Origin of the sequence: Streptomyces sp. NPDC058239 (genome assembly GCF_042882185.1) — a bacterium.
In the GTDB taxonomy this organism is placed as follows: domain Bacteria; phylum Actinomycetota; class Actinomycetes; order Streptomycetales; family Streptomycetaceae; genus Streptomyces.
In genome coordinates, this window is sequence record NZ_JBHVWS010000012.1 from 95979 (window position 1) to 109929 (window position 13951).

Genomic DNA, 13951 nt, shown 5'->3' on the forward strand with positions numbered 1-13951 from the left:
TGGGCCCGCACTAGTTCGTCAGGGCCGGCTCCTCCCGCGCCGCCACCGCGGACCTCCGCCGCAGCAGCGTCACGGCCAGTACCGCCCCCGCCAGCAACAGCGCGGCCCCGGCCACCGAGGCGTACTGCATGCTGTGCACGAATGCCTCCCGTCCGACCGAGATCAGCGAACCGTCCCCCGTGGCCACCGCGCCCGGCAGCGTCTTGCGGGCCGCCTGTGGTGCCGAGCCCGGCATGTCCGCGGTGTAGACCGCCGTGGCCACCGCACCCAGCAGGGCCATCCCCATCGCGCCGCCGAACTCCTGGCCCGTCTCCAGCAGCGAGGCCGCCGAACTCGCCTTCTCCGGCGGGGCGGTGGACAGTGCCAGGTCCGAGACCAGCGCCATCACGGTGACGATGCCGCAGCTCATCACGGCGCAGCCGCCGAGCAGCAGCCACAGCGAGTCCGTACCCGTCAGGGCGAGGACCGCGAAACCGGCGGCGGCGATGACGAAACCGGCGCAGACGACTCGCGTGCGGTCGGTCCGCTGGGCAATCGCCGTGGCCGTCGGGGCCGCGGCACCCACCGCCAGTGACGGGGCCATGCTCCACAGCGCGGCCTCCATCGTGCCCATGCCGAGCACCGACTGCAGATACTGCGTGGTGAAGAACGCCGAGCCCATCATGGCGAAGGCGGCCAGGGAGTTCAGGCCGATTCCCGCCGCGAAGCCGCGGTCGCGGAACAGTTCCCGGCTGATCATCGCGTCGCTGCGGTTGCGCTGGCGGCGGACGAAGAACCAGCCGACGAGGAGCCCGGCGGCGACGGTCAGTCCGTATCGCAGATCGAGCCCATGGGCGGCGCTCTCCTTGATCCCGTAGACGACGGGCAGCACGGCACCCATCGACAGCGGCACGCTCAGGAAGTCGAACCGACCGGGGTTCGGGTCCTTGAACTCCGGGACCAGCACCGGCACCAGGACCAGCAGCAGCACCATCGCCGGCACATTGATCAGAAAGACCGAGCCCCACCAGAAGTGCTGCAGCATGACGCCGCTGAGCACCGAGCCGAGCGCGATCCCGCCGGCCATGGCACCCGACCAGATGCCGACGGCCCGGCCGCGCTGCCGCTCGTCGCGGAACATGTTCCGCACGAGACCCATCGTCGACGGCATCAGCGTCGCACCGCCGATCCCGAGCAGCGCGCGGGCCGCGATCAGCATCTCGGGGCTGGTGGAGTACGCAGCCGCGACGGACGCGGCACTGAACGCGAACGCCCCGAGAAGCAGCAGCTTGCGGCGGCCGATCCGGTCGCCGAGCGAGCCCATCGTGATGAGCAGGCCGGCCAGGGCGAAGGCGTACACATCGAAGATCCAGAGCTGCTGGGTGGCGCTGGGGGCGAGGTCCCGGTCGATGGACGGGATCGCGAAGAAGAGGACGGAGACGTCCATGGAGACGAGGAGGAGAGGCAGCAGGAGGACCACGAAGGCGGTCCATTCCCGGCGACCGGCGAGGTGGCCGGGCTCGGCGGTGGTGCTCGTAGCGTTCGTCATGCCAGGAAATGTACGAGCGTTTAAAACACTTGTCTAGTACGGATGTGTAAAACGTTCGTACATCTCGATGAGCAGTAAAAAACGCACTGGGCGGTTCACGTGTGTACGTGAACCGCCCAGTGCGTTGTCTGTGCGCCGCCAGGGACTCGAACCCCGGACCCGCTGATTAAGAGTCAGCTGCTCTAACCAACTGAGCTAGCGGCGCCTGCTGACTCGAAAATAATACCTGCTCCCGAGGGTGCTGATGACACTCGGGCAAATGGGATGTGTCGTTCTAAATTAATTCTGTCCGGAAAAATCGGTCTCATTCGGCAAAGTCGAGCCCGTCCAGCAAGATCAAGCCCGTCCGGCGATCGAGGGCAAAGCCGTCCCGGGGTACCTCGGTGGGCCTCGCCGAACCCTCACTCTCTAGAGCGCCAGCGACAGAAGCACGGGCGCCGCCCGCCGATTCAGTGTGGCCGCCGCCTCGCGCAGGCGATGCGCGTCCTCGACCGGCAGGGACAGTGCCAGGCAACCCGCCGATGACCCGGCCGTCAGTGGTACCGCCGCGCACACCGTGCCGACCGCGTACTCCTGGAGGTCGAGCACCGGAACCGTCGCCGGCTGGCTGTCCAGCTTGGAGAAGAGCACCTTCTCGTTGGTGATCGTCCGTGATGTGAGTCGGGCCGTCTTGTGGCGCGAGAGGTGGTCGCGGCGGCCGTTCTGGTCGAGCTGGGCCAGCAGGCACTTGCCGACCGCCGAGGCGTGCGCGGAGGAACGGAAGTCCACCCACTCGTTGACCGCGGGGGTACGGGGGCCGTCGGCGTACTGCGTGACGCTGATCTCGCCGTCGACGTACCGGCTGATGTAGACCGCCGCACCGACCGAATCGCGCAGCTGTGCAAGCAACTGCTGGAGCTTGGTCTCCAGGGCCTGTCTGCGGGCCGCGCCGGAGCCGAGGAGCAGCAGCGAGGAGCCGATGACATACGCGCCGTCGGTGATCTGCTCGACGTATCCCTCGCGGCGCAGCGTCAGCAGCAAAGAGGTGAGATGCCCTATGGGCAGTCCCGTCTCCCGGGAGATCTGGGTGTCCGTCACACCGTTGCCGTGTTTGGAGACCGTTTCGAGAACACGAAGTGCGTACTGCACCGAATGGAACGGTGTGGTCGGTTCGGGCTTCAATGTCACGGTTTCCCCCACCAGGTTGTGACCGCAAGCTCTGCCCTCACGATAGCCGCCAAGAGCCCATTCCGGGGCGGCTGTTGGCGACTTGTTGGGGCGCCCCGGCGCCGTAAGCTGGGGCGCACCCGTCTGGCATATGCCAGAGTCATTGGCGTACGAAGAGTGGCGAGGTCACAGCACCGCGGTGAGGAACTCGCGTGTGCGTTCGTGTGCGGGATCGGTGAAGATTTTTTCCGGTGATCCCGACTCGACCACGCGTCCAGCATCGAACATCAGTACCGTCTCCGAGACGTCCCGGGCGAAGTTCATCTCGTGGGTCACACAGAGCATGGTGATGTCGGTGTTCCTGGCGATGTCGCTCAGCAGCTCCAGCACGCCCGCCACCAGCTCCGGGTCGAGCGCGGACGTCACCTCGTCCAGCAGCAGGATCTCCGGCCGCATCGCCAGCGCACGGGCGATCGCCACCCGTTGCTGCTGGCCGCCGGAGAGCTGGGAGGGGTGTGCGTCGACCTTCCCCGAGAGTCCCACCAGATCGAGCAGTTCAAGGGCGCGGGTCTCCGCCTCGTCGCGGTCCATGCCCAGCACACTGATCGGGGCCTCGGTGATGTTCTGCAGCACCTTCATATTGGGGAAGAGGTTGAACTGCTGGAAGACCATGCCGATCTTCTTCCGGGCCTCGCGCAGATGCTTCTCCGACGCCGGCCTCAGTGAGCCGTCGGGCGCCTTGGTGTGGGACAGCGGGGCGTCGTCGACCCAGATCACTCCGTCGCTGACCTTCTCCAGCGTCATCAGCAGCCGCAGGATGGTGGTCTTGCCCGAGCCGCTCGGCCCGATCAGGGTGACGTTTTCGCCACGCCGCACCGAGAAGTCCAGCCCGTCGAGGACGACATGGTCGCCGTACCGCTTCACGACGTTGTCGAAGCGGACCAGCGGATGGCCGGTCTGCGACGTGGCGGGGACCGGGGCGATGTCCACGGGGGCCGCGGCCACCGTCTTCTGCAGGGGGAGAGGTTCAGTGGCCAAGGCGCTTCTCCAGCTTTCTCATCAGCAGCGAGGTGGGGTAGCTCGCGACCAGGAAGACCAGTCCGGCGAGCGTGAATGCCTCGGTGTAGGCGAAATGATCGGCGCCGTACTTACGGGCCTCGAAGACCATTTCCTGCACCGTGATCACGGCGAGGAACGGGGTCTCCTTGAACATCGAGATCGCGTAGTTGCCGAGGGCGGGCAGCACATTGCGCACCGCCTGCGGCAGGATCACGGCCTGCCAGGTCCGCCGCGGGGAGAGCGAGAGCGCCCGGCAGGCCTCCCACTGGCCCTTCGGTACACCGTCGATCCCGGCGCGGTACACCTCGGAGGTGTACGTGGCGTAGTGGATGCCCAGCACCACGATGCCGATCGTCAGCGGTTCGACAGAGGTGAACAGGGCTGCCGCGCCTACCAGTTGGACGAGCAGCGGAGTGGAGCGGATGAACTCCATCACGACCCGCACCGGCACCGTCACGAACCTGCTCGGCGCCCGTCCGGCGACCGCGATGGCGAGCCCGAGGACCGCGGCGACGAGCGTGCCGAGCACGGTCGCGAGCAACGTGACCTCGAAACCTTCGAGTACCAGGGGAAGGACGTCCCGGGCGGCGTTCCAGTCGAAGCCGTTCACCGGGCACCTCCGGCCGTCGGTGCGACGGCTTCCGCGGCGCTGCGGCTGCGCAGCAGCGAGCCCGCACCGGTCTGCAGACCGAGTCGCCGTTTGGCGCTCCGCTCCAGCAGATTCATCAGCAGGGTCAGCGCGTAGGCCAGGACGAAGTAGGCCACCAGCAGGGTCATGTACGCGGTGAGTGTCTGGCCGGTACGGTCGCGCAGCTGCTGGATCACGGTCATCAGGTCGGCCGCGGAGATCAGCCACAGCAGCGGGGTGCACTTCAGCAGCTGGATCAGCAGATTGGTGAAGGACGGGATCATCTGCACCCAGGCCTGCGGAAGGATCACCTTCCGCATCCGGTGCAGTGGCGTCATGTTCAGCGCGACGGCCGCCTCGTACTGGGCACGCGGTACGGAGTTGATCGCCCCGCGCACCACCTCGGAGCCGTACGCCCCGTAGTTGAGACCGAAGGCGACGACGCCGCAGAGCAGCGGCGTCAGTTCGTACCCCGTCAGCGGCGGCATCGCGTAGTAGAGCCAGAACAGCTGGATGTAGAGCGAGGTGCCGCGGAAGAACTCCACGACCACGCGTGAGACACCGCGCAGCACCAGCAGCCGGCTGCCCGACATCAGACCGAGGACGAACGACAGGAGCAGGGCGAGCAGCGCGCCCAGGACGGTGGCCTGGAGGGTCACCCACAGCCCCGAGCGCAACTGCGGCAGATCGTCGAAGAAGGCGGAGAAGAAATCACTCATGCGGTGCGTTCCGTCCCCGTCAGCCCTTGCACAGATCGGCCGTCTTCAGGGTGGCCGGCGGGAGCTCGGTGGCCCCGAATCCGTACTCCCGGAGCAGGCCCACATAACGCGAACTGTCCGAGACGATCTTCTTCAGCTCACGGTTGAAGGCGTCCCGCAGATCCTCGTTGCCCTTGCGGAAGACGGCGCCGCCGGGGCTGTACTGCTTCTTGCCGTCGAGTTCGGGCAGGAAGGCCTCGGTGACCTCGGTGTCGGGGTTCGTCCTCGCGAGCCAGCGCAGTGAGATGCCGGTGAGCAGGAACGCGTCGATCCGGCCGCCCTTGACCGCGTCGGCGCCGTCCTGCGGCTTCTGCAGCGACTTGATCCTGTCCTTGGAGATGCCGGCACCCTCGGCGTACGAGCCCTCGACGGCACCCGACATCACGCCGACGGTGATCCCGGCGGCCTTCGCCGATGCCAGGTCGGTGACCTTCTTCGGATTACCCTTCCTCACCATCAGCGCGGTCGGCGAGATGAACTCGGGCTCGGAGAAGATGGCATTGGCACAGCGCTCCGGCGTGATCGCCATGCCGGCGCTGACCACGTCGTACTTGCCCGCCTGCAGCCCGGGGATCAGACCGTCCCATTCGGAGAGCGTGGGCTTCAGTTCGTCCACGCCGAGCGCCTTGAAGATCTCCCGGTGCAGGGTGGGTGCCTCGCCCTTGAGCTGCTTGCCCTCCAGATAGCCGTACGGGGCCTCATTGGCGTACGCGACCCGGACGAAGCCCTGCTTGCGGAGCTTGTCGAGCGCCCCCGCGCCGTCCGCGGAACCGGCGTCGGTCTTGCTGCAGGCGGAGAGGAGACCGGGAACGACGAGCAGGCCACCCACGGCCGCCGATCGGTTGAGAAAGCCCCGGCGGGACAGGTTCGGGAAGTCAGCCATGGTTCGCAATCTCCTGGAGCGGTCGAACAGTCCGGACAGGAGGTGCGCCTGCCCGATCCCGTACGTCTATGCAGGAAGAGGCCTCCTGTGATCGAACGGTGACCGGAGTGCGACCTTCCCGTGTCCCGTTGCGGGCGGAGTGCGACAGTCGGTAGGCAGGGCGTATTTCCCTGCGTGGAAGGCTCCTTGACTGACCGTCATGCGGAGATGTCCGTGACGGGCGGGTGAAGTGGCCGGCGGACCCGGCCGGTCGAGGTCACTCGCTCCGGTCCCGGACGGGAACGTACCCGCGCTGCTTGTCCACCACGTTCGGCAAGGGCTCCCCGGCCGACCAGAGTTCGTACATCTCCACGAACTGCTCGCCCAGCCGGTCCCGCCAGCCCGCCGTGTCGCCGCTCATGTGCGGCGACACGATCAGATCCGGTACGTCCCAGAGCGGGCTCTGCGGCCCCAGCGGTTCCTGCTCGAACACATCGAGCGCCGCGCCCGCGATCCAGCGCTTGCGCAGCGCGGCGACCAGATCGTCCTCGACGACCATCGGGCCGCGCCCCACATTGATGAACCGGGCCGACGGCTGCATCAGCCCGAAGAACCGCGCGTCGAACATGCCACGGGTCGACTCCGTCAGCGGCGCCGCGCAGATCACCCAGTCGGCCATGGAGGCCAGCCGATCCAGCTCTGCCACGCCGTGGATGGTGCGCCGCGCCCGGCGTCCCACGAGCGCCACCTGGACCCCGAGAGCGATCAGCAGCCGGGTGATCTCCCGCCCGATCGGGCCCGCGCCGACGACCACCGCACGGCTGCCCGCGACCTGTGTGCTCTCCCTGTGGCGCCACAGCCGCCGGTGCTGGAGCTCCAGCGTGCCCGGGAGATCCTTGGCGAACGCCAGCACCAGGCCCGTCACATACTCGGCGATCGGTCGCTCGAAGACGCCCCGCGCATTGGTCACCACCGTGTCGGAGGCCGCCAGCTCCGGGCAGAGCAGCCGGTCCACGCCCGCGCTCGCCGTATGCACCCATGCCGGGCGTGGTCCGTCACCGGGCCAGGCGGCCCGTACCGCGTCGGAGGTGAAGTCCCACACCAGCAGTACGTCGGCCTCCGGGAGCTGTGCGGCGAGTCCGGCCTCGTCCGTGTACCGGACAGCGGCCCGGCCGGTCAGTCGGCCGAGACGCGGCGACGGGTCGGTGTCCAGGACGAGCAGGGTGGGCTCTGACATGAGAGACGGTCGCTCCGCTGCGTCTGTGATGTGCGGTTCGACCACGCTCGCACCCGCGCCCGGCTTCGTCAACATGTCGCAGTGGGGGTGGCGACGGATGGGGGAATACTGGGGGAGAGGCGGGCGAAAACGGTCACGGGTAGGGCCTACCCGGAGCGTCCGGCCCCCGAATGCCCGTCCAGGCATCCGCAGGAACAGGAAGGGTGGACATGACGACCCTCGGTTTTCTCTACCCGGGCCACCACTTCGCGGAGGACGACTTCCCGCGGATGGAGATCCTGCTCGACGCCGTCAGACTGGTCGTGAACCACACCGACGTCGACGAGGACGCCTACGGGATCGACGCGCTGGTACGGACCGGCACGCCCGAACGCCTGGCCGCCGGGGTGGCGGAGCTGCAGCGCGCCGGTGTCGAGTCCGTCGTGTGGGCGAGCAGCGGCGGCAGCTTCCTGTACGGCTGGGAGGGGGCCCATGAACAGACCGCCGCCCTGGCCCGGGCGGCCGGCGTGCCCGCCTCCAGCACCTCCTTCGGCTTCGTCCATGCGGTGCGGGAGCTGGGCGCCGACCGCGTCGCCGTCGCCGCGACCTACCCCGAGCACATCGCCGCACTGTTCGCCGACTTTCTCCGGTCCGCGGGCATCGAGGTGGCCGCCACTCACGTCGCCTCTCTCTCCTCCGCCGCCGAGGCCGCCGCCTGGGACCTGGACCGGATGAAGGAACTCGTCACGGCCGCGGACCGGCCGGAGGCCGATGCGATGCTGCTGCCCGACACGGCCCTGCACACCGTCTCGCACGTGACGGAGCTGGAGAAACTCCTCGGCAAGCCGGTCCTCACCGGGAACCAGGTGACGGTCCGGGAGGGGCTGCGGCTGGCGGACCGCCGGTCCTGGTCCCCGAGGCTCGGCAAGATCTTTGCCGAGCGCGAGGCGCCCCCGGCCCCGGTGGCAGCATGGGGCGCGGGCCGGGAGCGCGCGCACAGCGGGAAGAAGGGGTGGCCCGGAAAGCAGACCCACCCCGGCTGGTGAGCCAGGGGACGGCCGGTGAGCCAAAGGACGGCTGGTGAGCCAAGGGACGGCTGGTGAGCCAAGGGACGGCCGGCGAGCCGGGAATAAACGGAGACCACCTCCTGTTGTGCTCTCGTGGACGTATGAGCCGGACGTAGGCGCAACACCGGAGAGGCCAGGACGTGGACAAGACTCGAGGCGACGAGATCCGTGGCAAGACGGAGGGGACGGCCACCGTTCCGCTCTCCGTGCTGGACCTGGTGACCGTGGGCCAGGGCCGCACCGCCACCCAGGCGCTGCGTACGAGCGTGGACATCGCGCAGCTCGCCGAGCGCCGCGGATTCCATCGCTACTGGGTCGCCGAACACCACTCCATGCCCGGCGTCGCCTCCTCCTCACCCGCCGTGATCCTGGCCCACCTCGCCGCACACACCGAGCGCATCAGGCTCGGCTCCGGCGGTGTGATGCTGCCCAACCACGCACCGCTCGTCATCGCCGAACAGTTCGGCACCCTGGAAGCCATGGCCCCCGGCCGCATCGACCTCGGTCTCGGGCGCGCCCCCGGCACCGACGGCGCGACTGCGGCCGCCCTGCGCCGCACGGACCGGCTGGGCGAAGGCGCCGACGACTTCCCGCAGCAGCTCGCCGAGCTGACCCGGTTCCTGGACGACGACTTCCCCGACGGCCACCCCTACGCCCGTATCCACGCCGTCCCCGGACCGGTTCAGGCCACCGCCGAGGGCGGGGTCCAGTCCGCTGCCCGCCCGCCGATCTGGCTGCTGGGCTCCTCCGGCTTCAGCGCCCGGCTGGCCGGCGTACTCGGCCTGCCGTTCGCCTTCGCCCACCACTTCTCGGCCCAGAACACGGTGCCGGCCCTGGACCTGTACCGGGAGTCGTTCCGGCCGTCCGCGGTGCTCGACGCCCCGTACGCGCTGATCGGCGTCTCGGCCCTGGCCGCCGACGACGAGCGCGAGGCCCGCCGCCAGGTGCTCTCCGGCGCCCTGTCCATGGTCCGCCTGCGCACCGGGCGCCCCGGCCTGGTCCCGACACCCGAGGAGGCGGAGGCGTATGCCTTCAGCCCCATGGAGCGGGAGTTCGTCGACAACTGGCTGGTCAACATCGTCCACGGCACGGCGGACGAGGTCCGTACGGGCCTCGACGACCTGGCCAAGCGCACCGGCGCCGACGAACTGATGATCACCGCCAACGCCCATGGCGGTGAGGCCCGGCTGCGCAGCTACGAACTGATCGCGGACGCGTACGGGCTGCCGACGGCCTGACACCGTCCGCCGGGGTTCAGACCGTCAGCCTTCCGCTGCCGATCAGCTCGGCGATCCGCTCCGGGGCCACCGCGCGTGAGTACAACCAGCCCTGCCCGGTGTCGCAGCCGATTCTGCGCAGCCGTTCCGCCTGGCCTGCCGTCTCCACGCACTCCGCGGTGACGGTCAGGCCCAGGCGATGCGCCAGTTCCACCATCGCCTCGACGATCGTCTCGTCGGCGGGGCTCGGGCGGTCGCCGTCGTCGTGGCGGAATCCGCGTACGAACGAGCCGTCCAGCTTCAGTACGGAGACCGGCAGCCGGCTCAGATAGGCAAGGTTCGAGTAGCCGGTCCCGAAGTCGTCGATGGCGATCCGTACGCCCATTTCGCTGAGCGACTGGAGGGCCTGGAGCGGGCGGCCCGCCGAGCCCATCACGGCGGACTCGGTCAGCTCCAGCTGCAGCAGTCCGGGATCGAGGCCGGTCTCGGCGAGGATCTCCGCGACATCGGTGACCAGGTCGGAGTCCCAGACCTGCCGCACGGCGACATTGACGCTGATGAACAGCGGCGGTTCGGCCGGGTGGTCGAGCTGCCAGCGCCGGGCCTGGCGGCAGGCGGACTGCAGCACCCACCGGCCGAGCTGGACGATCGAGCCGTCCTCCTCGGCGATGGCGACGAACCGATTCGGCGAGAGCATGCCGAACTGCGGGTGGTTCCAGCGGACCAGCGCCTCCACCCCGCGTACGACTCCGTCGGCCATGCCGACCAGCGGCTGGTACTCGATGGTGAACTCACCGCGTTCGACGGCGGGCCGCAGATTGGAGGAGAGCGTCTGCCGGGTCATCCGGTGGGCGTTGCGCTCCGGGTCGAAGACCGTCCAGCGGGCCTTGCCATCCGCCTTCGCCCAGTACAGCGTGGTGTCGGCGGCCTGCATCAGACCGGTCGCCGAGGTGCCGGCCATGGCCCGTTCCACCACTCCGATCGAGGCCGACACGGAGAGCCGCTGCCTGCCCAGGTCGAAGGGCTTCTGCAGCGCGGCGAGGACCGCGCGGGCCAGGTCGGTGAGCTGCTGCGTACCGGCGGAGTCCTCGACCAGGATCGCGAACTCGTCGCCGCCCAGGCGCGCCACGAGATGTGAACCGGGGCGGTGCGGGCCGTCCTGGGCCGCACAGTCGGTGAGCCGTGCGGCGACGGCGGCGAGCAGCCGGTCGCCGATCCGATGGCCCATCGTGTCGTTGACGGCCTTGAAGCCGTCGAGATCGAGATAGCAGAGCCCGATACGGCCGTGTCCGGGGACGCTGTCGTCCTGGTACGGCGGGGTCTCCAGGGCGGCCGAGAGCCGTTCGAAGAACAAGGTCCGGTTGGGCAGCCGGGTCACCGGGTCGTGCATCTGGAGGTGGCGCAGCCGCTTCTGCAGCTCACGCCGGTCGCTGATGTCCGCGACGGAGAGCAGCACCCGGCCGGGCCCGGGGCCGTCGGCCCTGCCGGCCTCCGGTTCGGGCATGGGTACGACGGTGATCTCGGCCCACATCGAGCGCCCGTCGGGGTGCTTGAGACTGCGGGTGCAGCGGAAGCGTGAGCGCCGGCGGTGCAGCACCTCGCGGTACGCGTGCCAGGTGCGGCCGTCCGCCACGAGGTCGAGCAGATCGGCTGCGGACTGTGTGGTCAGTGCCGCGGCGGGGAAGCCGAGGAGGCCGCCGAGGGCGTCGTTGGCGGCGACGACCAGGCCCTCGTGGTCGATGACGGCCATCGGGAGCGTGGCGGCCCGGAAGGCGGCCCGGTAGCCGTGCGGCTCGGACCCTGCGGCTTCGGCAGGGGACCGCAGAGGGTGACGCTCCGTGACCGAAGGTCCTGCGGAATGGAGGTGTGTGCCCACCGCAGGCCTCGGCCCTTCGGAGGTTCCGCTCACCGTTCGCTCCCGCCGTGCAGTTCTGTCCTGAACAGGTGTGGCCGGACTGGCCCGCCGCGCGGGGCGCCGTTTTCGGAGGCGGAAACCACGCGGGAAAGCCTGGTGAAGCATAGAGGTTGGTGAGTCGGCCGTTCCAGCGCCCGCCCCCTCCGCGCCCCGCGTTCGCCCCGCATGGGTCAGTCACGCGCTGATCCGCTTTGCCCGCGATTGATGGTTTCTGAGTGGTTCCGTTCTCTCGCGATGCCCTGGTGATCGATTGTGACCGTCCGTGAGGGTGAATTTCGCGGCCGACTGCTGACTCGACTGGGGCAGCTCAACAGGACGAAAGCCTCAAATCATCACAGGGTGGGTGGGTGACTGCATCTCGCACCCGGAGGTAGATGTGCCGCGTCAGCACAGAACCGCGGGAGTGGAGAGGCCGAGCCTGCGAGGTGTGGTCGCGGCTGCGACCTCCCTGCTGGCGCTCGCTGCCACCTCCCTCGTTGCCGGGCCCGCCGTGGCGGCCACCGGCGAAGCGGGTCCGTGCGCGCTGCCCCGGACCGAGGCGCACCACTCGCTCGGCGTGGGGGACTGGAACGACGCCTACCCGCGCCCCGACCACTCCCTCGACGCGGTCATGGTCTTTCTCTCCTTCCCGGACCACCGCCCCGCCCACACCCTCAAGGAACTCACCGCCGACCACTTCCCCGCCACCACCCAGTTCTTCCAGCGCGCCTCGTACGGGAAGTTCACCCTGCGCCCGCACCCGCTCCAGCGGTGGATCCAGATGCCCAAGGCGTCCGACTGGTACGGCATACAGCGGGACTGGAGCAACGAGCGGCGCAGCGCCTATCTGCGCGACGCCATCGCCGTGGCGGACCCGAAGGTCGACTTCTCCCGGTTCGACATCGTCTACCTGGTCGCCGACCCGGATGCCCCGGGCGTCGACTCCGACGCCACCAAGGTCGTCAACTTCGACCAGCCGCTGCACGCCGACGGTACGGACATCCGGCGTGTCGTCACCGTCTTCGAACAGCACCCGCCGGACCACAATGTGCTGGCTCACGAGACCGGGCACGTCTTCGACCTGCCGGACCTCTACCACCGGCCGTCCGACGGCAAGGGCGACTGGGACACCTATGTCGGCGACTGGGACGTGATGGGCAGTCAGTTCGGGCTCGCGCCGGACCTCTTCGGCTGGCACAAGTGGAAGCTGGGCTGGCTGGACCGCAGACAGGTGGTGTGCGTCCAGCACAGTCAGGACATCACCCTGGAGTCGATCGATGCCGTGCCCGCGCGCGGGGCCTCCATCGGCACCCGGCTCGCGGTGATCAGGACCGGTGAGGGCAGCGCCGTGGCCATCGAGGCCCGCAGCGCCACCGGCAACGACCGGACGACCTGCACCGAAGGCGTTCTGCTCTACCGGGTGCGCAGCGCAACCCCGTCCGGCGGCGGCCCGGTCGAGGTCATCGACACCCACCCCCGCACCGACGCCTGCTGGGACCTGTCCGTCTACGCGCCGCTCGCGGACGCCCCGCTGCGGGTCGGCGAGACGTACAGCATCCCCGGCGCGCACGCCAGGGTCGAGGTCGCCGACCGGACACCGTCGGGCGCCTGGACGGTCCGGATCACCACGGGAACGTAGGTCCCGCAACCACGAAGAAGCCCCCTCGCTCTCGCGAGGGGGCTTCTTCCGTCTGTGCGCCGCCAGGGACTCGAACCCCGGACCCGCTGATTAAGAGTCAGCTGCTCTAACCAACTGAGCTAGCGGCGCCTGCTGACGTCGTAGACATTAGCATCCTGATCGGCGGGAGGAAAAATCGAATTCCTGGCCGCCGACGAGGGCGTCGACCTGGCCACCCGTACGCAGGCCCAGAGCAGTACGTCCGGCCCCGGCAGCCAGGGGCTGCGGGTGTCGGGGGCGACCACCCAGCGGGGCCCGGGGGTGGAGGAGGCGCAGGTCAGGGGCGGTACGGTCACCGCGTCCCCGATGCCGTGGCAGAGCAGGGGCGGGACCTTGCCGTCGACGCCGCCCCGCCCCTGCGCGCCCCTGCCGGTCCGCGGTCCGTGGCCGCCGCCCCACTCCTCCCAGTCGAGCAGCGACGGCAGCCGCTGGGCGGTGCCGGGGGAGGCGAAGAGCAGCATCCGTCCGCGGTGAGTGGCGACGGGGCCGGAGCCCGGGCCGTCCGCCCACAGGTGTTCCAGCATCCGGCGCCCGAAGAGGGTGGGCACATTCACCACGTCGAAGGCCGAACCGCACGGCAGCACCCCGGGCGAGGAGGGGTGGGCCTCCCACTGGGTCAGCGTGCTGCGCGGATAGGCCGCGGCGCCGGCGAGCCAGGCGGCGCCGGCCGCCGTGACCTGAGCCGTCTGATTCGCGGCCCGGTCCCGCAGGAGGGCGAAGATGTCGGCGCCGTGGTGGGGGCCGTCGCCGTGATGCAGGGGCGTTTCGTCTGGCAGCCATGCGCTCATGGGCCCATGTCTACCGGGAGTGATCAAGTGGATTCCGAGAGTTGCCGGAAACCGGGACAGCTTGGGGTGGGGAGGAGTATCTTGCGCTCGGGCATATGCCACTGGTTGTA

12 protein-coding genes and 2 tRNA genes are annotated in these 13951 nt (G+C 69.3%); 3 read left to right on the forward strand and 11 right to left on the reverse strand.

Annotation, left to right across the window (positions count from 1 at the left end; all coding sequences use genetic code 11):
* Nucleotides 1-10: 10 nt before the first annotated feature.
* The 8 genes from ACFVYE_RS16445 to ACFVYE_RS16480 form a co-directional block, all read right to left on the reverse strand.
* On the reverse strand, nt 11-1528 hold the full coding sequence (locus ACFVYE_RS16445; protein WP_389606022.1) for an MFS transporter: 1518 nt from the start codon (nt 1526-1528) through the stop codon (nt 11-13).
* A 131-nt stretch (nt 1529-1659) separates the two neighbouring features.
* Nucleotides 1660-1733, reverse strand: a tRNA-Lys gene (locus ACFVYE_RS16450).
* Between the two features lie 203 nt (nt 1734-1936).
* A complete protein-coding gene (locus ACFVYE_RS16455; RefSeq protein WP_389606024.1) occupies nt 1937-2695 on the reverse strand; it encodes an IclR family transcriptional regulator C-terminal domain-containing protein in 759 nt (252 codons plus the stop codon).
* Between the two features lie 165 nt (nt 2696-2860).
* On the reverse strand, nt 2861-3712 hold the full coding sequence (gene ehuA, locus ACFVYE_RS16460) for an ectoine/hydroxyectoine ABC transporter ATP-binding protein EhuA (RefSeq protein WP_383968284.1): 852 nt from the start codon (nt 3710-3712) through the stop codon (nt 2861-2863).
* On the reverse strand, nt 3702-4343 hold the full coding sequence (gene ehuD, locus ACFVYE_RS16465) for an ectoine/hydroxyectoine ABC transporter permease subunit EhuD (protein ID WP_383968281.1): 642 nt from the start codon (nt 4341-4343) through the stop codon (nt 3702-3704). The genes ehuA and ehuD overlap by 11 nt, the downstream gene beginning before the upstream one ends.
* The gene (gene ehuC / locus ACFVYE_RS16470) at nt 4340-5080 is read right to left on the reverse strand and encodes an ectoine/hydroxyectoine ABC transporter permease subunit EhuC (RefSeq protein WP_383968278.1); all 741 of its coding nucleotides are present in this window, start codon (nt 5078-5080) and stop codon (nt 4340-4342) included. Before ehuC ends, ehuD begins: the two co-directional genes overlap by 4 nt.
* Before the next feature lie 19 nt (nt 5081-5099).
* Complete coding sequence (ehuB, locus tag ACFVYE_RS16475) at nt 5100-6002, reverse strand: ectoine/hydroxyectoine ABC transporter substrate-binding protein EhuB (protein ID WP_383968276.1); 903 nt, start codon at nt 6000-6002, stop codon at nt 5100-5102.
* Between the two features lie 256 nt (nt 6003-6258).
* On the reverse strand, nt 6259-7218 hold the full coding sequence (locus ACFVYE_RS16480) for a D-2-hydroxyacid dehydrogenase (protein WP_383968273.1): 960 nt from the start codon (nt 7216-7218) through the stop codon (nt 6259-6261).
* Nucleotides 7219-7427: 209 nt separating this feature from the next.
* Here ACFVYE_RS16480 and ACFVYE_RS16485 point away from each other — a divergent pair, with 209 nt between their 5' ends.
* Both ACFVYE_RS16485 and ACFVYE_RS16490 read left to right on the forward strand, forming a co-directional pair.
* Nucleotides 7428-8243, forward strand: coding sequence for a decarboxylase (locus ACFVYE_RS16485; protein ID WP_383968270.1), 816 nt, complete (start codon nt 7428-7430; stop codon nt 8241-8243).
* A 161-nt stretch (nt 8244-8404) separates the two neighbouring features.
* On the forward strand, nt 8405-9502 hold the full coding sequence (locus ACFVYE_RS16490; RefSeq protein ID WP_383968267.1) for an LLM class flavin-dependent oxidoreductase: 1098 nt from the start codon (nt 8405-8407) through the stop codon (nt 9500-9502).
* 16 nt (nt 9503-9518) lie between these two features.
* Here ACFVYE_RS16490 and ACFVYE_RS16495 read toward each other — a convergent pair whose 3' ends face one another.
* Complete coding sequence (locus tag ACFVYE_RS16495; protein ID WP_389606028.1) at nt 9519-11390, reverse strand: putative bifunctional diguanylate cyclase/phosphodiesterase; 1872 nt, start codon at nt 11388-11390, stop codon at nt 9519-9521.
* A 409-nt stretch (nt 11391-11799) separates the two neighbouring features.
* Between ACFVYE_RS16495 and ACFVYE_RS16500 the strand changes: the two genes are divergently transcribed.
* On the forward strand, nt 11800-13014 hold the full coding sequence (locus ACFVYE_RS16500; RefSeq protein WP_383968262.1) for a M6 family metalloprotease domain-containing protein: 1215 nt from the start codon (nt 11800-11802) through the stop codon (nt 13012-13014).
* Nucleotides 13015-13069: 55 nt separating this feature from the next.
* Here ACFVYE_RS16500 and ACFVYE_RS16505 read toward each other — a convergent pair.
* Nucleotides 13070-13143, reverse strand: a tRNA-Lys gene (locus tag ACFVYE_RS16505).
* On the reverse strand, nt 13134-13841 hold the full coding sequence (locus ACFVYE_RS16510; protein ID WP_383965993.1) for a hypothetical protein: 708 nt from the start codon (nt 13839-13841) through the stop codon (nt 13134-13136). Before ACFVYE_RS16510 ends, ACFVYE_RS16505 begins: the two co-directional genes overlap by 10 nt.
* Nucleotides 13842-13951: the final 110 nt, after the last annotated feature.